Annotated in this window: 18 protein-coding genes and 1 riboswitch; of the genes, 6 read left to right on the forward strand and 12 right to left on the reverse strand. The window is 69.6% G+C overall.

Annotation, left to right across the window (positions count from 1 at the left end; translation table 11 throughout):
* Positions 1-2: 2 nt before the first annotated feature.
* The 3 genes from Q7X29_RS19795 to Q7X29_RS19805 all read right to left on the reverse strand — a co-directional run bounded on the left by Q7X29_RS19795 (position 3) and on the right by Q7X29_RS19805 (position 3,499).
* The gene (locus tag Q7X29_RS19795; protein ID WP_255587604.1) at positions 3-971 is read right to left on the reverse strand and encodes a hypothetical protein; all 969 of its coding nucleotides are present in this window, start codon (positions 969-971) and stop codon (positions 3-5) included.
* A 152-nt stretch (positions 972-1,123) separates the two neighbouring features.
* A complete protein-coding gene (locus Q7X29_RS19800) occupies positions 1,124-1,993 on the reverse strand; it encodes an alpha/beta fold hydrolase (protein ID WP_316574989.1) in 870 nt (289 codons plus the stop codon).
* A gap of 54 nt (positions 1,994-2,047) precedes the next feature.
* Positions 2,048-3,499: an amidase gene (locus Q7X29_RS19805; RefSeq protein WP_218718107.1), complete on the reverse strand. Its 1,452-nt coding sequence runs from the start codon at positions 3,497-3,499 to the stop codon at positions 2,048-2,050.
* Positions 3,500-3,804: 305 nt separating this feature from the next.
* Here Q7X29_RS19805 and Q7X29_RS19810 point away from each other — a divergent pair, with 305 nt between their 5' ends.
* The gene (locus tag Q7X29_RS19810) at positions 3,805-4,047 is read left to right on the forward strand and encodes a hypothetical protein (RefSeq protein ID WP_218718108.1); all 243 of its coding nucleotides are present in this window, start codon (positions 3,805-3,807) and stop codon (positions 4,045-4,047) included.
* Positions 4,048-4,054: 7 nt separating this feature from the next.
* Here Q7X29_RS19810 and gndA read toward each other — a convergent pair whose 3' ends face one another.
* A complete protein-coding gene (gene gndA, locus Q7X29_RS19815; protein WP_218718109.1) occupies positions 4,055-5,500 on the reverse strand; it encodes an NADP-dependent phosphogluconate dehydrogenase in 1,446 nt (481 codons plus the stop codon).
* A 166-nt stretch (positions 5,501-5,666) separates the two neighbouring features.
* A riboswitch (TPP riboswitch) is annotated at positions 5,667-5,763 on the forward strand.
* On the opposite strand from gndA, the gene Q7X29_RS19820 reads away from it, so the two are divergent.
* From Q7X29_RS19820 to Q7X29_RS19835, 4 genes are all read left to right on the forward strand, one after another.
* Positions 5,754-6,461, forward strand: a complete 708-nt coding sequence (locus tag Q7X29_RS19820; RefSeq protein ID WP_316574990.1) for a TenA family protein — start codon at positions 5,754-5,756, stop codon at positions 6,459-6,461. It overlaps the preceding riboswitch by 10 nt.
* Entirely contained in the window at positions 6,458-7,480 is a 1,023-nt protein-coding gene (locus Q7X29_RS19825; RefSeq protein WP_316574991.1) for an ABC transporter substrate-binding protein, read from the forward strand. Before Q7X29_RS19820 ends, Q7X29_RS19825 begins: the two co-directional genes overlap by 4 nt.
* A complete protein-coding gene (locus tag Q7X29_RS19830; RefSeq protein ID WP_218718112.1) occupies positions 7,458-8,309 on the forward strand; it encodes an ABC transporter permease in 852 nt (283 codons plus the stop codon). Before Q7X29_RS19825 ends, Q7X29_RS19830 begins: the two co-directional genes overlap by 23 nt.
* Entirely contained in the window at positions 8,302-9,108 is an 807-nt protein-coding gene (locus Q7X29_RS19835) for an ABC transporter ATP-binding protein (RefSeq protein ID WP_218718113.1), read from the forward strand. Before Q7X29_RS19830 ends, Q7X29_RS19835 begins: the two co-directional genes overlap by 8 nt.
* Before the next feature lie 33 nt (positions 9,109-9,141).
* Here Q7X29_RS19835 and Q7X29_RS19840 read toward each other — a convergent pair whose 3' ends face one another.
* From Q7X29_RS19840 to Q7X29_RS19850, 3 genes are all read right to left on the reverse strand, one after another.
* Positions 9,142-9,624, reverse strand: a complete 483-nt coding sequence (locus tag Q7X29_RS19840) for a nuclear transport factor 2 family protein (protein WP_218718114.1) — start codon at positions 9,622-9,624, stop codon at positions 9,142-9,144.
* 110 nt (positions 9,625-9,734) lie between these two features.
* On the reverse strand, positions 9,735-11,111 hold the full coding sequence (locus Q7X29_RS19845; protein ID WP_316574992.1) for an FAD-binding oxidoreductase: 1,377 nt from the start codon (positions 11,109-11,111) through the stop codon (positions 9,735-9,737).
* A 37-nt stretch (positions 11,112-11,148) separates the two neighbouring features.
* Complete coding sequence (locus Q7X29_RS19850; protein ID WP_218718115.1) at positions 11,149-11,505, reverse strand: cupin domain-containing protein; 357 nt, start codon at positions 11,503-11,505, stop codon at positions 11,149-11,151.
* A 143-nt stretch (positions 11,506-11,648) separates the two neighbouring features.
* On the opposite strand from Q7X29_RS19850, the gene Q7X29_RS19855 reads away from it, so the two are divergent.
* Positions 11,649-14,534: an ATP-binding protein gene (locus tag Q7X29_RS19855; protein WP_316574993.1), complete on the forward strand. Its 2,886-nt coding sequence runs from the start codon at positions 11,649-11,651 to the stop codon at positions 14,532-14,534.
* Here Q7X29_RS19855 and Q7X29_RS19860 read toward each other — a convergent pair.
* From Q7X29_RS19860 to Q7X29_RS19880, 5 genes are all read right to left on the reverse strand, one after another.
* Positions 14,531-14,827: a DUF4242 domain-containing protein gene (locus Q7X29_RS19860; RefSeq protein WP_218718117.1), complete on the reverse strand. Its 297-nt coding sequence runs from the start codon at positions 14,825-14,827 to the stop codon at positions 14,531-14,533. The genes Q7X29_RS19855 and Q7X29_RS19860 overlap by 4 nt on opposite strands.
* Before the next feature lie 241 nt (positions 14,828-15,068).
* A complete protein-coding gene (locus tag Q7X29_RS19865; protein ID WP_316574994.1) occupies positions 15,069-16,292 on the reverse strand; it encodes a cytochrome P450 family protein in 1,224 nt (407 codons plus the stop codon).
* 97 nt (positions 16,293-16,389) lie between these two features.
* On the reverse strand, positions 16,390-17,571 hold the full coding sequence (locus Q7X29_RS19870; RefSeq protein WP_316575388.1) for a cytochrome P450 family protein: 1,182 nt from the start codon (positions 17,569-17,571) through the stop codon (positions 16,390-16,392).
* A 374-nt stretch (positions 17,572-17,945) separates the two neighbouring features.
* Positions 17,946-18,842: a hypothetical protein gene (locus Q7X29_RS19875; protein ID WP_316574995.1), complete on the reverse strand. Its 897-nt coding sequence runs from the start codon at positions 18,840-18,842 to the stop codon at positions 17,946-17,948.
* Between the two features lie 74 nt (positions 18,843-18,916).
* Positions 18,917-19,720, reverse strand: coding sequence for a bestrophin-like domain (locus tag Q7X29_RS19880; RefSeq protein WP_316574996.1), 804 nt, complete (start codon positions 19,718-19,720; stop codon positions 18,917-18,919).
* Positions 19,721-20,016: the final 296 nt, after the last annotated feature.

Raw genomic sequence — 20,016 nt, forward strand, 5'->3', positions numbered from 1 at the left:
CCTCAGCCGGGCCGCGGTCCCTCGTCATCGCGGCCGCGCCGGCTGCCGGTATAGGCGCTCTCGCGGATCCGGTTGACCATGTTCGGGACCAACGCCACCTCGGCGGGATGGTTGAGGACGGGGTCGAAGAAGTCCGTGCGGTGCTCCCCCGGTTCGGCGCGGCGCAGGTCCAGCTCACCGATCGTCTCGGCGGGGCCGCCCAGCCCGTCGGCGGTGAGGGTGTAGCGCATCACCTGGCTGTCGAGGTAGTCGCCCACCGCCTGCAACGACGCGGTGTTCGGCAGCGCCTCGGGGTCGAGCGGCTCGGCGAACAACCACGCCGGTGAGGCGTCGGCGAACCGGTACGGCAACAGCGAGCCGAAACAGGCCGTCGACCAGCCGCGCGCCGGTGTGAAGACGAATCGGCCGAGGGTGCCGCGGCCCGTGGTCGCCAGCGCGAAATCCCACGGGTGATCGTCGCGATCGAGCACCCGAAACGCCAACCCGAGCACGTCGGGCACCCCGACCGGACTACCCAGTCCCTTCGACAGTCGGGCGATGACCGCCCGATCACCGGCCCCGAACCACTGTTCGTACTGCTGCGTCGGCCGGAATCGCCCGGCCAGGCGGATTCCCCGCGGGTGGAACACCCGCGCGTGCCGCACCCGCGCCGCGGTCTGGAACGCGGCGGACACGACGGCGTTCGGCAGGTCGGTGAGCCCGCGGAGATCGATCAGCGGTGCCTTCTTGCGCTCGTCGCCGTCCGCCTTCGTCGGCGTGCTCGCGCGAGGCCGCGGCGAAGCAGTGGGGGCGGGGAACGCACGGTTGCGGTAGTCGGATCCGATGTCGCTCTCGGTGTCGTCGCCGGAGAGCGGTTCCGGTTCACGCCAGTCCTCGACCCGGCCCGTGCCTCGGAGAGCCTTGTCCAGTTCGTCGGCCAACTCCGCGTCGTGGGCGGGTCCATGCTTGGTGTTGCCTCGTTCGATATCCAATTCGACCTCCTCTATCGGCCGTCGGCGACGCCGCCGAATCCAGCGGCGTCACCTCGCGCATACCCGACGTCGCGCTTCCGAACCGATCGCGGGGAACTCGACACCCGTGGTGAGCTTCACCCGGCGTGGCGGCGACGTCGGGACACACTGGATCACCGGATGCTGTCGAGGACTCCGTGGAGGGTACGAGCGAAAGCCTCCGGCTGCCCCGGATAACCGGACTCCGCACCGGTGAAGCCGCCGTGGTGGCTCGGGAAGACGACCGGTCGGCTGCCGAGTCGATCGGCGATCGCCGTCGAGGTGCGCTCGGTGACCGTGCCCGTCGACTCCTCGCCGTAGCCGAGCACGATCCGGGTCGGCGCCGCGGTGAGCGCGGGGAGGTCGGCGCGGTAGTCGAGGACCGGGCGGGATCGCTCCGAGAGCAGCGGGTGGTCGCGGGCGCCGTCGTCTTCGGCCGGCAGGCCGAACAACGCGGGATCCGCGGCGGGCGCGGCGAAGTAGTCGTCGGTGAATTCGCCCTGCCAGGAGGTCATCGCGATGAAAGCCGCCATGCCCGTGCCGAAGCCTTTCGCGGCGTAGGCCTCGCGATACCCCGCCGCGGCCCGCTCGGCCGCGGCGGCATCGGGCAGCGCGGACAGCAACGGCGGTTCGTGTGCGACCAGGGTGGTCACGTCGTCGGGGTGCGCGCTCACCAGCGCGAACGCGACGATGGCCCCGCCGCTGCTGGCGAAGATCTCGACCGGGCCCGCGCCGAGCGCCTCGATGACGGCGTGGACGTCCTCGGCGTGCACGGCGGGGACGTTGTCGACCAGGCCGTCGGTGCGGACACTGCGACCGAGCCCGCGCGGGTCGTAGCTGACGACCGTGCGATCGGGGAAACGCGACGCGAGCGCGGTGAAGCCACTCGCGTCCATCGGGAGGCCGATCATGAGCAGCGGCGGCCGTCCGTCGGTGGTCGGGAGCGGCCCGTGGACGTCGTAGGTGAGCGTTGCGCCGGGAGTAGCGAGCGTGTGTGTCGTCATGCCGATAGTGACGTGTCCGGCGGCGAGAACTCATCGGTGACCCGGTGCGGCGGGCTACCTCGGCGGCCGGAAGCCGCCGATCTTCTGCTCGAGCAGTTCGGCCAGCCGCAACGGGGTGCGGTCTTCGAACATCGGTCCGATGAGTTGCACGCCCACCGGCAGTCCTGCGGTGGACAGACCCGTCGGGATGGCGGTCGCGGGCAGGCCGGGCATCGTGGCCAGACCGGCCCAGACGAGCTGGTCGAAGTACGGGTACGCGCCGCCGTCGATGTCGATCCGGCGTTCCAGCAGATCAGGGTTGTGATCGTGCGGGAACGCGGGAGTCGGCGTGATCGGGCACACCACCGCGTCGAACTCGGCGAACAGCTGACGCCAGCCGTGGCGATGCAGCTCGCGACGGTTGGTCACCGCGAGCCAGTCGCGGTGGGTGAACACCATGGCGCGCAGCCGCGCGGCGTCGAGACTCCGGTCGTCGGCGTGGAGTTCGGCGGCGCGGGTTTGCAGCTGCTCGTAGGCGTCGACGGGAAATCGTGCCACCGAGCCCGAGAACAGCAACTGTGTGTAGAGCGTCCCGGCTTCGGTCAGGTCGGGCAGCAGCGGACTGTGCCGTTCGACGCGGGCGCCGCCGTCGATCAGCGCGTCGGCCACCCGGTTCACCCCCGCCCGCACGGCGGCGCCGGTGGGTATGAGCGGATGGTCCTCGACGACCAGGACCCGGAAGTCGGCCAGCCGCTCGTGACGCGCGGGCGGCAGCGTCACGTCGTAGGCCCGGCCGTGTGTGAGCGGGTCCGGTCCGGCCATGACGTCGAGCAGCAGGCCCAGGTCGCGGGCGGTGCGCGCCATCGGACCGACGACCGCGAGGTCCAGATCGATCGGCAGGGCGGGCGCGTCCGGGGCGACCATGCCGCGCGTCGGCGCCAGCCCGACTGTCGGCTTGTGCGCGTAGACACCGCAGAAATGCGCGGGAGTACGCAGCGAACCGGCCAGGTCGGAACCGAGGGACAGCGCGCCGAACCCACATGCCAGGGCCGCCGCCGAGCCGCCCGAGGATCCACCCGAGGTGCGCTCGTGATCCCACGGGTTGGTGGTGGTGCCGTAGATCTCGTTGAAGCTCTGGATATCTTGCAGGCCCAGCGGCACATTGGTCTTGCCGAGCACGACCGCGCCCGCGGCCTCGAGCCGCGCTACCTGGACCGCGTTCTCGGTCGGGACATAGTTCGCGTGCTGCGGCATACCCCAGGTCGTGGGTAGCCCGGCGACGTCGTAGGACTCCTTGACCGTCATCGGGATGCCGAGCAGCGGCCGATCCTCGCCGCGGGCACGCGCCTGATCGGCACGATGTGCGGCGGCCCGCGCGCGGTCGAAGTCCGGTACACAGATCGCGTTGATCGCCCGGTCCTCACGCTCGATACGGGCGATCGCCGCCTCGGTGAGTTCTGCCGAGCTCACCGAACCGGCACGCAGGGCAGTTGAGAACTCTTCGGCCGACTGAAAATTCCACTCCACGTATTCGACGTTATTGCGCCCTGTCAGAAGCCATAAAACCCCGTTTCGCACAACGGGGTGCTTGTCTCAGCGCGAGCGGTCGCCACCACCTTCGCGCCGGCCGAGCGGGATCGGGACCGACGACCTGCGATCCGGGTTGTGCCATCCGCTTCCCCGAATTCGGTGGTCCGGCGTGCGATCCTCGACAGGGAATCGACGCTCGACTGTTCGCTGGAGACCGAAGTTCTTACACGGAGAACGAATCTCAGCAGGAGGTCCCTCGAATGCGTGTCTTTACCGTCCTCGCGACAGCTCTCGGAGCGACCATGACAACGCTGGCGCTGCTGTCCGCGCCGGCCGTGGCCGAAGTCGCCGCCACCGTCGACGCCGAGACGCTGATGTCGTTCGCATTCGGTCCGGGCGGAGCCCGCAGCGAATGTCACAGCGGTAAGCACCTGTGTGAGCCGAACGAATTCACCTGCGACAACGACAGATGCGTTCAGAAACAATGGCTGTGCGACGGTGACGACGACTGTGGCGACGGCTCCGACGAGCGGAACTGTCAGTAGCGGGCACTCAGTCCGCGGCCACCTCGCTGCGGTCACCGCTCCACAGCGTGTGGAACTTGCCGTCGGCGTCGATGCGCTCGTAGGTGTGGGCGCCGAAGAAGTCGCGCTGGCCCTGGGTCAGGGCGGCCGGGAGGCGCTCGGCGCGCAGGGCGTCGTAGTAGGACAGCGAGGACGCGAACGCCGGGACGGGGATTCCGAGCAGGGTGGCGGTGGACACCACGCGCCGCCAGCTGTCGATCGCGGTCTCGATGGCCTCGCGGAAGTAGGGCGCCAGGATCAGGCTCGGCAGGGCGGGGTCCTGCTCGTAGGCGTCCTTGATCCGGTTCAGGAACCGGGCCCGGATGATGCAGCCGCCGCGCCAGATGGTCGCCAGATCACCGGGGTGCAGATCCCAGCCGTATTCGGCGCTGCCCGCGGCGATCTGGTCGAAGCCCTGCGCGTACGCGACGACCTTCGAGGCGTACAGCGCCTGCCGGATGTCTTCGGTGAACTGCTCGACATCGGTGGGCTTGTCGGCCAGGGTGCCCGACGCCAGGCCCACCGCGGCTTTGCGCTGGGCCCGGGAACCGGACAGCGCTCTGGCGAAGACCGCCTCGGCGATGCCGGTCACCGGCACGCCGAGATCGAGCGCGGACTTGACCGTCCAGCGGCCGGTGCCCTTCTGCTCGGCGGCGTCGACGATGACGTCGACCAGCGGCTTGCCGGTCTTGGCGTCGACCTGGGCGAGCACCTCGGCGGTGATCTCGACCAGGTAGCTCTCCAGGTCGCCGGAGTTCCACTGCGTGAACACCTGCGCGATCTGCCCGGCGTCGAAGCCGAGCGCGTCCCGGAACAGGTGGTAGGCCTCGCCGATCAGCTGCATGTCGGCGTATTCGATGCCGTTGTGCACCATCTTGACGAAGTGCCCGGAACCGTCGGGGCCGATGTGGGTGCAGCACGGGGTGCCGTCGACCTGGGCCGCGATCGACTCCAGCAGCGGGCCGAGCGACTCGTAGGACTCCTTCGGTCCGCCCGGCATGATCGCGGGACCGTTGAGCGCGCCTTCCTCGCCGCCCGAGATGCCCGCACCGACGAAGTTCAGGCCCCGCTCGCGCAGGGCGGCCTCGCGGCGGATGGTGTCGGTGTAGAGGGCGTTGCCGCCGTCGATGATGATGTCGCCCGGCTCCATCACGGCGGCCAGTTCCTCGATGACGGTGTCGGTCGCCTCGCCTGCCTTGACCATGATCAGCACCCGCCGCGGCTTCTCCAGCGCCGCGACGAACTCCTCGACGGTCTCGGTGCGGACGAAGTCGCCGTCGTCGCCGTGCTCGGCGAGCAGCGCGTCGGTCTTGGCCACGGAACGGTTGTGCAGCGCGACGGTGTAGCCGTGCTTGGCGAAGTTGCGGGCGATGTTGCTGCCCATCACGGCCAGGCCGGTGACACCGATGTGTGCACGCGCGGTAGAGGTCGACATTGCTCAGCTCTCTTCGTTCGGCGGGTCCGACGGGTGCGGAAGACGGCTTCCTTGGCAGCCAAGTTACTGGGTGCCGATCCGCGGCCGAACACTTACCACCGTGAGCGGGGCTGCGCGCGCACCCGGGTGGCGTCCGCGTGTCGGTGGTCGCTGCTAGTGTCGGTCGAGTTCCGACACGGGGTGTCTCGCGACCGCGAGGCTGAGAACAGACCCGCTGAACCTGTTCAGGTAATGCTGACGAAGGGATGTCACGGTGTTGCGCGCCCACACCACAAATACCGGCTTGTTCACCGATCACCTCTGGGACCGGACCAAGGTCCTGCGCAGCGCGATCGACGAGCTGGAATTCCTGCGCCACCTCGGCGAGGGCACGTTGCCGCTCGAGGTGTTCCGCACCTACATCGAGCAGGATTCGCTGTATCTGACCGGGTATTCGAAGGCGCTGGCGATCCTGGCCGCCAAGTCACCGGACCCGCGGACCGCGGCGTTCTGGGCGACCTCGTCCGCCAACGCGGCCGCGGTCGAGTCGGCCATGCACGATCAGATGCTCACCGGTGGAGCGCTGCCCCCGCGGCAGGGCGACGCGGAGCATTCGCAGACCTGCCTCGCCTACGTGTCCTTCCTGATCGCCGCGGCCGCGACCGATTCCTACGCCGTCGCCGCGGCGGCCGTGCTGCCCTGCTTCTGGATCTACGCCGACGTGGGCCGCGGCTTGGCCGAGAGCGCCGCGAAGGTGATCGCGACCGATCCCGCCCATCCGTACGCCCAGTGGGTCAGCACCTACGGCGCGGCGGAGTTCCAGCAGTCCGCGGCCACGGCCCGCTCGCTGGTCGACGCCGCCGCCGACTCGGCGAGCGAGCAGGAGCGCGGGGCGATGGAGAAGGCGTTCGTCCTCGCCGTGCGCTACGAGTTGATGTTCTGGGACACCGCCCTGCATCCGCAGCCCTGGCCTGCCGCATGAGCGGGCGTCTTCGCCGCGCGTTCGCGGTCATGGCCACCACCGTCGCGGCGCTGTCGCTGCTGACCGCCTGCGGTTCGGGCGGCGGCTCCGATCAGACGATTCGGTTCGCGCTGGACTGGACGCCCAACACCAACCACGCCGGGCTCTACGTCGCGTTGCAGCGCGGCTATTTCGCCGACGTCGGTCTGGATGTGCAGGTCCTGCCGTACAACAACACCTCGGTCGATACGATGATCGACGCCGGCAACGCGGAATTCGGGATCAGTACCCACAATTCGTCGACCTTCGCCCGCGCGTCGGGCGCGCAGGTCAAGTCGGTGCTCGCGCCGCTGCAGCACTGGGCGACGGGCATCGGGGTGCGCGCCGATCGCGCCGACCTCGCGAGCCCGAAGGATCTCGACGGCAAGACCTACGCCGGCTTCGGCGACCCGGGTGAGCGGGAGGCGCTGCAGCAGGTCATCCGCAACGACGGTGGCCGCGGCGATTTCACCTCGGTGGTGCTGGGTTCGTCGGCCTACGAAGCGGTCTACTCCGGCAAGGCGGACTTCACTGTCTCGTACCTGGCGTGGGAAGGGATCGAGGCCGAACACCACGGCACCCCGATGCGATACTTCCGCTACACCGACTTCGGTTTCCCGGATTCCTACGCGATCGTGATCGATGCCAACGAGGGCTGGCTGGCCCAGAACCCGGACCGCGCCGCGAAATTCGTGCAGGCGCTGCAACGCGGCTACCAGTTCGCCGCGGACAACCCGGACGCGGCGGCGCAGGATCTCATCACCGCCAACCCGGGCGCGTTCACCGACGAGAAGCTGGTCTTCGAGAGCCAGCGCATGCTGGCCGAACAGTTCATGAAGGATGCCCAGGGCACGGTGGGCACCCAGACGGTGGAGCAGTGGTCGGCCAATTCCGGCTTCCTGTACCGGAGCGGCCTGCTGACCGGCCCCGATGGCAAGCCGCTGACCACCGAACCCGACTGGTCGACCTATTTCACCGATGAGTACCTCGCCGACCGGTGAGCTGCCCGTAGCCGCGTCGTCGCCGGCCCCCACCGGCGACGACGGCGGGACGGCGCGCTGGGCCGGGATCCGGTGGGCGATACCGTCGTTCGTCACGGTGGCGGCGCTCGTCGCCGGCTGGCAGGTCTACGTCACCAGCAGCGGTGTCCGACCGCAGGTGCTGCCGTCGCCGCTGCGGGTGGTCCAGCAGGGGTGGGCGCACCGGGACGAGATCCTGTCCCACGCCGCCGCGACGTTGCAGGTGACGTTGGCCGGGTTCGCGGTGTCGCTGACGCTGGCGTGGGTGCTGGCGGTGATCGTCGACTTCTCGCCGTGGCTGCGGCGGGCGCTGGTGCCGCTGTTCGTCGCGTCGCAGACCGTGCCGATCGTGGCGATCGCACCGTTGATGATCATCTGGTTCGGGTTCGGTCTCCTGCCGAAGATCCTGGTGGTCGCGCTGGTCACCTTCTTCCCGATGGCCATCGGCCTGATCGAGGGATTCGCCGCGGCCGACCGCGACGCGGGCGCGCTGCTGCGGAGCATGGGCGCCTCCCGGTGGCAGGAGTTCCGGTATGTGCGACTACCGTCCGCCCTGCCACGGTTCTTCACGGCGCTGCGGATCGGGATCACCTATGCCGTCGTCGGCGCGGTGTTCGCCGAGTACGTCGGCGCGAGTGCCGGTCTCGGCATCTATATGAGCCTGCAGAAGAATTCGTTCCGCACCGACCTGGTGCTGGCGGCGGTGCTGGTCACGGCGCTGCTGAGCATCGCGCTCTACCTGTCGACCTTCGCGATCGAACGCCTCGTCGCGCCGTGGTCGCGCGCGCAGAACAGGAGCCGACGTGACTGACGCCGAGCGCGACCGCATCGTCGTCGACAGTCTCACCAAGTCGTTCCCGCAACCCGGTCGGCGCAGCCCGGACCTCGCGGTGCTGGGCGGGGTGTCGTTCACCGTCCGATCGGGCGAGTTCGTCACCGTCATCGGACCGAGCGGGTGCGGCAAGAGCACCGTGTTCAACATGCTGGCCGGACTCGAATCCCCCGACTCCGGCAGCGTCGGCTTCCGCGCGGCCGACGGCGAGGACACCGCGTCGCACTGCGCCTACATGCCGCAGAAGGACCTGCTGTTCCCCTGGCGATCGGTGCTGGACAACACCATCCTCGGTTTGCGTGTCCAGGGCGTCCCGAAAGCGGAGGCGCGGCGCCGGGCCCGCGCGCTGTTCCCGGTCTTCGGGCTGTCCGGCTTCGAGGACGCCCGCCCGTCCCAGCTGTCGGGTGGGATGCGGCAGCGGGCCGCGCTGCTGCGGACTGTCGTCCAGGAGCGCGAACTGCTGCTGCTCGACGAACCCTTCGGGGCACTCGACTCCCTGACCCGCACCGAGATGCAGTCGTGGCTGCAGGAGGTCTGGCAGCGCTACCGCTGGATGGTCTTGATGATCACCCACGATGTCCGTGAGGCGGTCTATCTGTCGGACCGCGTGATCGTGCTGTCGGCCCGCCCGGCCACCGTGCGCCACGAACTGCGCATCGACCTGCCGCGCCCGCGCGGACTGTCCATGATCACCGCGCCCGAGTTCGTCGCGCTGGAGGAGGAACTCCTCGCGATCCTGCACGAGGAGTCGCGCCGGGCGCTCACCGAACAGCGCTGACGCGACCGACCGACGGTCTGCCCACCACGGTGGTCAGTGCTCGAGCGAAGGGTCCCACCGGTTGGCGAGCATCGTGAAGCTCGGGAGGTCCGCCAGCGAGGTCGATGCCTCGTAGATGCGCTCGTAGCGGGTCGAGGCGATCCGCCACGCACCGTCCGGGTCGCGACGATAGGTGTCGGAATAGTATCCGCCGCCGCGGATCTGGACCTTCGCGTCCGGCACCAGGACGGTGTCCTCGAACGCCCAGGAACCCCGCGCGGTATCACCGTCGACGTCGATCTCGGGATGGTTGGCGATGTGGACCGTGACGATCCCGGGCCCGAGGTTCTGCTCCATGAACGCCACGACACGGGCCCGGCTGTCGAAATGCAGCGGCTCGGCCATGGCCTGGGTGCCATAGCGCGCGGAGATGTCCTCGGCGAGACAGTCCGCGAACTCGTCCCACAGTTTCAGGTCGAGTGTGCGGAAGTACCGGTGCTTGAGACGCTTGATCTCCTCGATCGCGACAAGGTCCATGGCCGGAGTGTAGAACGTGTTCTAGATCGAATACGCGGAATGCCCATCACCGCGGTCCGAGCCGGGTGCCGGCAGGCCCGGCCGCAGCCCTCGCGGGCCCGGTGATCGCGTTATGCGGCCGGGGCGATGTTCTGATTGAGATGGAACAGGTTGGCCGGGTCGTAGGCCTTCTTGACCGCCGCCAAACGGTCGTAGTTCGGGCCGTAGTTGGCGCGGATGCGGCTCTGGTCGTCGGAGGCCATGAAGTTGATGTAGCCGCCGTCGGCGGTGTGCGGTTCGAGCGCGGCGTGGTAGTCGCGCACCCACTCGGTATTGGATTCGTTGTCGATCGGGTCCGGCCACATACCGGCGATGACGGGAGCGAAGTTCACGTTTCGGTAGGCGAACGCGGTGGCGTCCACCGCGACGTCGTGCACGGCGCCATCGATCGGGTAGAGGTGCATGGTGGACTGCATGGCGGGGACCCGGGGACCGAACGCGAGATGGGCGGCGATGGCGCCGTCGGTGAGCTCGGGCTGGAACGCCGCCTTCCAGTAGTGCTGTAGTCCGGCGGGAAGCAGCGCGTCGAAGGCGCTGTTGAGCGCCGGATAGGGCATCCGGCCCACGTGCTCGGCGACCGGCGTCGCGACCGCTCGAAGGTCCGCGAGCAGTGCTTCGCCCTCCTCGTCGCTGCCGTTGAAGCACGAGACCACGAGCATGAAGGGCTCGCCGACCCGGTCTTCGGGGATGAAGGGCAGCGGCGGGGCGATCTGGAAGGCGGGGAAGGCGCCCATCGCGCGCGGTGCCGCGGCGATCCAGTCACGGTAGGTCCGCAACAGCTTCTCGGCGGCGTCGAGCTCGAAGAACATGGGTCCGCCGTAGATGGTGTCCACGGGATGCAGGTCGAACTCCAATTCCGTCACCACTCCGAAGTTGCCGCCGCCGCCGCGCAGTGCCCAGAACAGGTCGGGGTGCTCGGTCGCGTTCGCCGTCACGAAGGTGCCGTCGGCCAGGACCACGTCGGCGGATCGGAGGTTGTCGATGGACAGACCGTAGGCACGGGCGAGGTACCCGATTCCGCCGCCGAGGGTCAGACCGGCCACGCCGGTGGTCGAGATGATCCCGCCGGTGGTGGCGAGGCCGAAGGTGTGCGCGGCGTGGTCGAAGTCGCCCCAGGTGCAGCCGGCCTGTACCCGGGCGATCCGCCGCTCGGGATCGACGCGGATGCCCTTCATCGCGGAGAGGTCCACGACGATGCCGTCGTCGACGGTGCCGAAACCGGGGACACTGTGGCCGCCGGCGCGAACGGCCAGGTCGAGTCCGCTCTCCCGGGCGGCGTCGACGGTGGTGCGCACGTCGGCGACGTCGACGGCGCCGACGATCGCGAGAGGCGTGCGGTCGATCATCCCGTTGTAGACCGAGCGCGCCCGGTCGTAGCCGGGCGACTGCGCCGTGATCACCTCACCGCGAACCGCTTCGAGCATGGTCAGTGCCGGCGTGCCGTTCATGTCTGCTCCTGGAGGTCGAGTCGAGCCGGTGCGGCGATCAGCCGCGCAGTACGTGGTCGTGGAACTGGCGCATCTGCGCCACCGGACCGACCTCGAGGAAGACGGCTCCCCCGGCGGAGGTGGCGGTGTGCCCGGCCGGCCAGTAATAGACCTCTCCGGCGTTCGCCGTCTCCACCGTGCCGTCGGCGTGCTCGAGCCGCAACGACCCGGCCAGCACGATTCCCCAGTGCGGGCAGGGGCACCGGTCGTCGGGAAGACCGTGCAGGACGGGGCCGAAATCGGTCCCGGCCGGCACGCTGGCGTGCCGGATCGCCATGTCGCCCCACTCGATGTACCGGGTCACCAACTCGCCCTGGGCGACCTCGATGGGCAGGTCCTCGATCGGCGTTGCCATGGCGTGCTCCTCGGTCGGCGTTACCTGTGACGCTACGGAGCGCCCGCCCGGTGCGCCTGACCTGATCTGATCGAATCGGCGTCGCCGCGAGGGGGTCAGATCGGACTATCTGCGTGGTCGTCGAATCCGGCTATGGTCGAGAAGTGACGGAATCGGCTCCGCCGAGAAGTGGCACGGCCTTCGTCGGCCGCCGCGCGGAAGTCGCGCGGCTCGAGGCCGTCTGGGCCGCGGTCGAGGACGATCGGCGACAAGTCGTCTTCGTAGGCGGCGAGCCCGGCGTCGGCAAGACCCGGCTGGTGAGCGAGGCGGCCGCGGCGCTGCGCGCGCACGGTGCGACGGTGCTGTGGGGTGCGTGTCGGGAAGACCTCGACATTCCGTACCGGCCCTTCGTCGCGATTCTCGAGCAGGCGATCGAACAGACCCCGCCGGAAATCCTGCGGACTATCGCGCCCGCGGCGGCTGCTCCGCTGCTGCGCCTGACCACCAGCGTGTCGCGGTACTGGCCGTCGGCCGAACCGAACCCGGGCGACCGAGACTCCCGGCCCGTGCTGTTCGACGCGCTCCTGCGGGTACTGCTGGCGACCATCGAGCGCCGGCCCCTGGTCATCGTCCTCGAGGATTTGCAGTGGGCTTCGGAACCGACGCTGGCGATGCTGTCTCATCTGGTCGAGTCCACGGCCGGTGAGCGGCTACTCGTGCTGGCGACCCTCCGCACGACCGCCCCGGATCGCACCGACGCGGTCAGCTTCGCGCTGGCCGATCTGCACCGTCTCGACGGTGTCGCCCGGATCGACCTCGTCGGCCTGAGCACCGACGACGTGGCCGAGTATCTCGTTCGCGCCGCCGGGGTGTCCCGCGCGTCGGCGAGATCGGCCGCGCCGGTGCTGCGTGACCACACCGGCGGGAACCCGTTCTTCCTCCAGGAGTACTGGCACGATCTGGCCGGCCGTGGCGGTCTGACCGCGGTCCGTTCCGGCGTCGCCGCCCCACGTTCGGTCCAGGATGCACTCGCTCGCAGGCTGGCGGCCTTCGATGTGCGCCACGCACGCGTGATCGAGCTGGCCGCGGTCGCCGGCGACGTCGTCGACCCCGAGGCCCTGTCCGACGGACTCGATTCGACCGAGGTCCTCGCGGGGATCGACTTCGGCGTGCGCGCGGGCCTGCTCGTCGCGGGTGCGGCAGACGGCGACTATCGGTTCGCGCATGCCCTGGCTCGTCAGGCTGTGCTCGACCGGATGTCGGCCGGCGACCTGGCGGCCGCGCACGCGCGGGTCGCCGTGGCCGTCGAGAAGCGGGACCCGACGCGGGTGGCCGCGTTGGCCCATCACTACTTCCGGGCGCGCGCCCTGGGACACGCGGACAAGGCCGTGCACTACTTGGTACTCGCCGCCCGCCAGGCCGAGCGCGGGATCGCCCATCGCGAGGCGGCCGTGCTGTACGAGCGCGCGGCGCAGGTGCGCGTCACGCGAGGACCGACCCGGGTCGAACTCCTCTCGGCGGCGGCGCGCTGTCACCTGCACGGTGGTGACTTCCCGACCGCCCGTCGGCTCTACGAAGAGCTCGCCACGGATGGGGACCCGCGTGTCCGGCTGACGGCCGCGATCGGACACGAGGACGCGTCGTGGCGGCCCTCCGCGAGCGGGGAGCGCTCGCTGACGCTGCTGAGTGAGGCATTGCATGCCGCGGCGCTGGACCACGACGATCCGCTGTCGGTCCGCGCCCGCGCGAGCATGGGACGGGCCGCGTCGTTCACCGGCGATTTCCGGCGGGCTCGCCGGATCGGCGAGGACGCGTTGACGCGGGCCAGGACCATCGACGACCCGGAGCTGACCGCGCATGCCCTGTGCACGACGCTGTGGCAGGGCCTGCGCCCGGACCTGGCGCCCGAGCTGCTGGCGCGGGCGGTCGAGCTCAACGCGATCGGTGCGCGCCTCGGTGACGACGACTACCGGGGGCCCGCCGCCTTCCACCGCGCGGTGTTCGCCTACCTTCTCGGCGACGAGGCGGCGTGGAGCGGTGCCCAACGCGATCTGACCGAGTTGGCGCTGGCCCGCGGACAGCCGTTCTTCCGGTACGTCGCGGGATGCTCGCGCTGCGCGCACCGGTTCGCCGTCGGGGACTTCGCGGCCACCGAGCGGATCAGCGACTGGCTCGACGACCAGTTCGCCCACGAGTTCGGCGGCGCGACCGAGGGGTCATGGGGCGTGCAACAGTTCATGCTCCGGCGGGTCACCGGCGGCCTGGAACAGATTCGTCCGCTCATCTCCGGGCACGAGAGCTTCGACGATCACTGGTTGCCTGGCTTGCTGGCCCTGTACACGGAACTGGAGATGTGGGAGGCGGCCGCGCGCGTGCTGACCTGTCTGTGCGACCGGCTCGGCGATCACCGCTTCGGGGCGCAATGGGCGGGGGTGCTGGCGTTCGCCGCCGAGGCGGCGGTCCGGCTCGACGACACCGCGGTCGCGGCGACGCTGCGCCCGTTGCTGGCCGAGTACACCGGCGCCAATCTGATGGCGGGCGCGAGCGTCGCGGTTTTCGGCAGCGCTGATCGCTATCTGGGCGAGCTGGACTCCGTGCTCGACGCGCCCGGCGCCGATCGGCACTTCGAGCGGGCGCTCGCGATGGACCGCCGGATGGGCGCGGTGACCCATCAGGCCGAGACCCTGGCTGCCTGGTGCAGGCACCGGCTCCGGCACCCCGATGCCGTGTCGGGGCCGGCCGCCGTCGACCTCGCCACCGAGGCCCGCGCCCTGGCACGACGGATCGGGCACCGCCGTATTCTGCGGGATCTGGACGCCGATCCCGCTCCCCGTTCCGAGCACGTCCCGCTCCCGAACGGGCTGACCGACCGCGAGGTGGATGTGCTCCGTCTGGTCGCCGATGGTCTGTCCAATCGCGAGATCGGTGAGCGGTTGTTCATCAGCGCCAACACTGCCGCCAACCATGTGCGCAGCATCCTGATCAAGACGGGCGCGCCGAACCGCACCAGGGCCGCGATCTTCGCCACCGAACACGGACTGCTGTTCTAGCCGGTGACCGGCCCGTCCGCGGTCGACAGCGGCGCGAAGGCGCCGTCGGGTGTGACGGTACCGGACAGTTCCAGGATGGCGTCGGCGGGAATGCCCGCCCGGACCGCGGCGGCGCGGATCGCCTCGACGTTGTCGGCCTCGTAGAGGCAGAAGGTCTTGCGTTTGTCCAGCGACAGGAAGGAACTGAGCCAGCGCACGCCGAACTCGTCGTTGATCCGATTGATCTCCGCGGCGGTCTCCGGGGCCACCTCGAGCTGTTCGGCGAATTGCCGCTCCACGATGAATACCGGCATCGACTGCGCCCCTTGATCGTGCTCGGGCGGCGGCCGCACGGTGCACCGGCCCGAACGGCGGTCCCCGATTCACGGTACCAAGGCCGCCGGGCGCTGTTCAACGTTCCGCGCGGACCGTAGGCGCGGGACTTGCCGCCCGCGCCTACCGGAGCCTCCCCGAGCACCCGTCGATCGCCACGACGATGGTGATGCCCGACTCCGCCCCGCCGCCGAAGGACGACGCGGAGCGGGGACCTTCGACCTAGTCCGCGTGCAGATACACCGGAACAGCGGCGTGCCCGTTGGAGATGAAACTGGGCATCGGCGCCAGCTCGGCCGGGCTCGTGGCCAGGCGCATTCCCGGGAATCGATCGAACAGCGCGGGCAAAGCGACGGCCGCTTCGAGCCGGGCCAGTGACGCGCCGATGCAGTGGTGTGCGCCGTGGCCGAAGGCGAGATGCTGGTCGCGGGTGGCCCGGGTCGGGTCGAACTCGGCGGTGGTGGCGCCGTGGACCTTCGGATCGCGGCTGGCACCCGCGTAGGAGGCCAGGATGGCTTCGCCCTTGCTGATCCGATGCCCGCCGTCGACGTCGATGTCCTCGACCGCGTACCGCAGGGGCAGGTGCGCCACCGGGGCCTGGTAGCGCAGGGTCTCCTCCACCACGTCGGCCCACGACACCCGGCCCTCGGCCACCGCGGCGCGCTGCTCGGGATGGGTGAGCAGCGCGACGATCGCCTGATCGAGCAGGTTGACCGTCGTCTCGTGGCCGGCGTTGATGACCAGCATCAACGTGTCGACGAGTTCCTTCTCCGACAGGTGGGAATCGTCGTCGTCGCGCGTGGCGATCAGCACGCTGGTCACGTCGTCACCGGGGTGCTCGCGCCGATAGGCGACGAGTTCGCCGATCAATCCGTACATTTCGAGGTAGTTGGCCTGCGCCTGCTCGGCGGTGAACGAACCGTCGAAGAAGCCGTCCACACACTTGTGCAGCGCGGGTCCCAGCCCGTCCGGTACACCGACCAGTTCGGTGATGACCCGGATGGGGACCGGATAGGCGAAGCCGCTGCGCAGATCGACCGGCTCGCCCGCAGGGACGGCTGCCAGCGCGTCGAGCAGGCTCTCGGTGATCTCGGCGATGCGCGGGCGAAGCGCGGTACTGCGACGGTGGCTGAACGCCGGGGAGACCAACCGGCGCAGCCTGCGGTGATCGGCGCCGTAGGCGGTGAACATGTTGTCCACCGCCACCCACGGCAGCAGCGGCCAGGCCTCGGTGATCTCGCCGTTGATGAACGACATCCAGTGCTGCCTGGGGTCTTTCGACACGCGGGGGTCGGCGAGCAGGCTCCGGAGCACGGCCTGGTCGGTGACCGACCAGGCGGGCACCCCACCGGGCAGCTCGACCAGCGTCACCGGGCCGCGCTGCTGAATGCGCGCCGACTCACCTTGGATATCGGCACCGGTGGTATCCAGCACGATCGGTTCCATGACATTCTCCTTCATATCAGGGACCGCGGCCCGTGATCGATAGTGCCGCAGCCTGTTTCGGCCGCGTGGTGGGCAACTTACCGCGCGGCCGGACCGCTCAGGGGACGAACAGCGGCGCCGACGGCGGGAAGTCGATCGGCAGCGTCGTCATCGCGCGGTGGAAAGGCCCCGGCCGCCAGGCGATCTCCGCCACGGGCACGGCCAGGGTCAGGTCGGGCAGCACGTCGAGCAGTTGGTCCAGCGCGTCCTGGGCGATCTGATAGGCGACCGAGCGAGCGGGGCAGGCGTGCGGGCCCGCGCCCCAGGCGAGGTGGGACCGGTTGCCGTTGCGGTCGCCCTGGGTGATCGACGGGTCGTTGTTGCACGCGGACAGGCTGATCACCACCGGCTGGTTGGCGGGCAGCCACACGTCGTCGATCATGACCGGCTGCCGCGGATAGGTGGTGCAGAAGTTCGCCATCGGCGGGTCCAGGAACAACACCTCGTCGAGGGCGTCGCGCGTGGACAGACTGCCCGCGATCACACCGCCGCCGAATCGGGAGTCGGTCAGGATGAGCAGCAGCGCGTTGCTGATGAGGTTCTGCATCGGCTCGATACCCGCGCCGTAGAAACTGATCAGGTTGTAGAGCATCTCCTCGTCGTCGAGACCCGCGCTGTGGTGGGCCAGCCGCGAGGTCAGGTCGTCGCCCGGGTTCGCGCGGCGCAGGGTGATCAGCTCGATCAGCGCCGCCGACAGATGCTCCATGCCCCAGGCCGCGTTCACGGTGTCGAACAGCGCGGCCATGCCGGTGGCCACCCGCTGTCCCAGCTCCGGGGTGCACCCGACCACCCGGTTGAGCGTCTCGAAGACCAGCGGAAACGCGTACTGGGTCAACACATCCGCCGAACCCGCCGCACAGAACGAATTGATCAGTGAGATCGCGATCTGTTCCACGGTCGCGTGCAGGGCGTGGTGGTCGATGGAGTCGATCGCGGCGACGTAGGCCTGCCGATAGCGAGCGTGGACCGGCCCGGAATTGCGCAGCGCGTTCGGGTACCACTGCATCATCGGCCGCACCGGGCAGTCCTCGGGAATGCTGTCCTGCCACGGCCGCGGATCGGCCGGAAAGTTGTCGGGGTCGTTGAGGATTCGCACCGCGGTGCGATACCCGAGCACCAGGTTGGCCGGGACGTCCGGCGACAGCTCGATCGGCGCTATCGCCCCGTACTTTTCGCGCATGGCGCGGTAGTTCCCGTGCGGATCAGCGGCGAACTCGGGCGCGTAGACGTGCCCCTGCACCGGGCAACCAGCATCCTGCTCGGCGTACGACGACCGCGGCGCGAGCCGACGGGAGACATGGACGTCCTCCACAGACAGTGTTCCTTCCCGAGGGACGGCAGGTGTACCCGAGCTCTGCCATCAACACATCGCGACGACACTGCCACACCGGTGGAACCGCCCGGATCGGCGCGACATACCGGTCGGTAACAGTTCAGGTCCTCGCGCTGTCAGGAAACTTCCTGTCCCCCAACGCTGTTACTTGCGCCGACTCGTCATCGAGCACTCGCTCGCCGGGTCGGTGGGGGCCGCGGAGTGGGACATCATCCGAGGGACATGTCCCGTTACCCACCGTCCGGCTCGACTGGCAGTGCCGCGGGCGGCGGGTACGGCCTCTATCGGCCACGCAGGCGAGCACGCGCGCCTGCGATGATCGTGACGATCATGACCGTCATCACCTGGAGCGCGGTGAGCGGAGCCGCGGGCGGCGCCTGCACAGGTGCGGCGTAGTCGACCCGGGGCGACGACAGCGCCGGCGGCGGAATCGCCGCGGGGATCGAGGGGATCACCTCGGGCAGTCGCACCGGGACCGGGACGACAGGCGGCGCCACCACCGGGTCCGGCGGAATGGCCAGCGGGATGCCGGGCTCCGGCGCACCCGGGACCGGCAGCAACAGCAGGCAGGTCAGCACGGCGCTGCCGGTCGCGGCGCTGCCGACCGCCGCACTGCCCGCACCGGCCGAGCCCGAGCCGACGAGTCCGCTGGAACCGACGCCGATCAGGCTCGACCCCGTGCCGCTGCCGGTGACGATCGCGGACCCCAGCGCGGCGCTGCCGACCGCCGCGCTGCCGACACAGGCGGGAAGCACGGAGTCGGGGTTGGGGAGCAGCAGACCGCCCAGCGTGCCCGGGCCGGCGACGGCAGTCCTCGGTGCGGGATCGAGCGAGGACTCGGCTGCCCCGGACTCCCCGCTCGAATCGGTCATCGCGTGGTCGCCGCCGGCTCCGCCGGGAAATCCCGGACCGAGACCGAGATCTCGCCCGACCGGCGGATCCGGGAGCATCCCCGCCGCACTGCCGGTCGATGCCGCCGACCAGCCCGGCTCACTCGCGGCGCCGCTGCCGGTGCCGAGCCCCAACTCGAGCCCACCGATTGGTCCGTCGCCCGGCGCGGCCTCGGTACCCGGAGCCGCACTGCCGCTGACGATCTCGTCGATGGTCGGGAGTCCCGGGGCAGCCGCACCCGGTGCAGCGTGAACGGCGAGCACAGCCGCGGCCACCGACAACGCCATCGATCCTCGTACCGCTGTTCGCATCCCGCCCACCGTGCCTCCGATCGCCCAGTACTGATCGCCGTGTGCCCCGGTCAACGAGGAATATCGCCGCCGGCGGGTTGTTCCGCGGCGAGGTCCTGGAAGCGCGCGAGCGCGAGTTCGTAGGCGTCCTTGGCGACGTGATTCCCGCCGGCGAACGGCTGATCCAGTTGGTAGACAGCCAGAATCACCGCACCGATCACCAGGCCGAACAATCCGGTCATGAGGATGCTGCGCTTGGTGACCACGACACCGGAGAAGACGGTGCCGAACAGCAGCATGGCGGTCGCGAACCACAAGGCGAGGTAGAGGAACCCGGGCAACCGGTAGCCGGCGTCGAGGCCACGGTCGAAGCGGGCATCGGTGATCGCCGCGACGGCGGTGGCCGTCTCGTCCTGGACGGCCTTCGCGTCGGCGGTGCCGGCGGGCACGGCGTCCACGGTCTCCCGCAGTTCATCCAGAGTCGCCTGGGTCGACGCGCTCAGTCGGCGCTGTTCGTCCATGACCTGCCACTCCTCGTCGATCACCTGCCGGGTGTAGGCGGTGACCAGGCCCTGGATCTTCTCCCGATCCGGCTCGGGCATGCTGTTCGCGGACTCGTACACGTTCACCAGGGCCTTGCCCTCCGACACCGTGTGCGCGTGCGAGGTGTCGAACTGCTGCCACAGGATCACCACCACGAACGCCACGATGGCGGCGAAGAACATGTTGACCATGTCCAGTGTCATCGACCCGGCACCGGAATCATCGTCGTGCCGCCATGATTCGGGCCGCACCCGATCCCCCAGTACGAAGATCCCCACCGCGACGGCGACGAAGAGCGCCAATACCGCCAGCTGCAACAGAATTCCGAGCATTCCGCGACTCCGTTCCTGCCGGGATGGAAGCGATCACAGGGTATTCGCGGCCGCCGTACTGCTGGATTGCGCCCGAATCCCTTCCACCACAGCGCTTTACAACCGACCGGTCGCTTTCGGGGCCCATCCCCTGCCCACATTGATGTCGCGTACCGAGCTGCGGTAGCGGAGGTCGACCACGCTCGGACACGTCCGCCGCGGCCCCACGCATGGAGCCCGGAAAGCTCCGGACAGCCGACACACCGGCGCACAGGTGGCGCGATGCCGACCCGGACGCACGGGCACTCGATGCCGAT

It is taken from the genome of Nocardia canadensis, from assembly GCF_032656385.1.
GTDB lineage: Bacteria > Actinomycetota > Actinomycetes > Mycobacteriales > Mycobacteriaceae > Nocardia > Nocardia canadensis.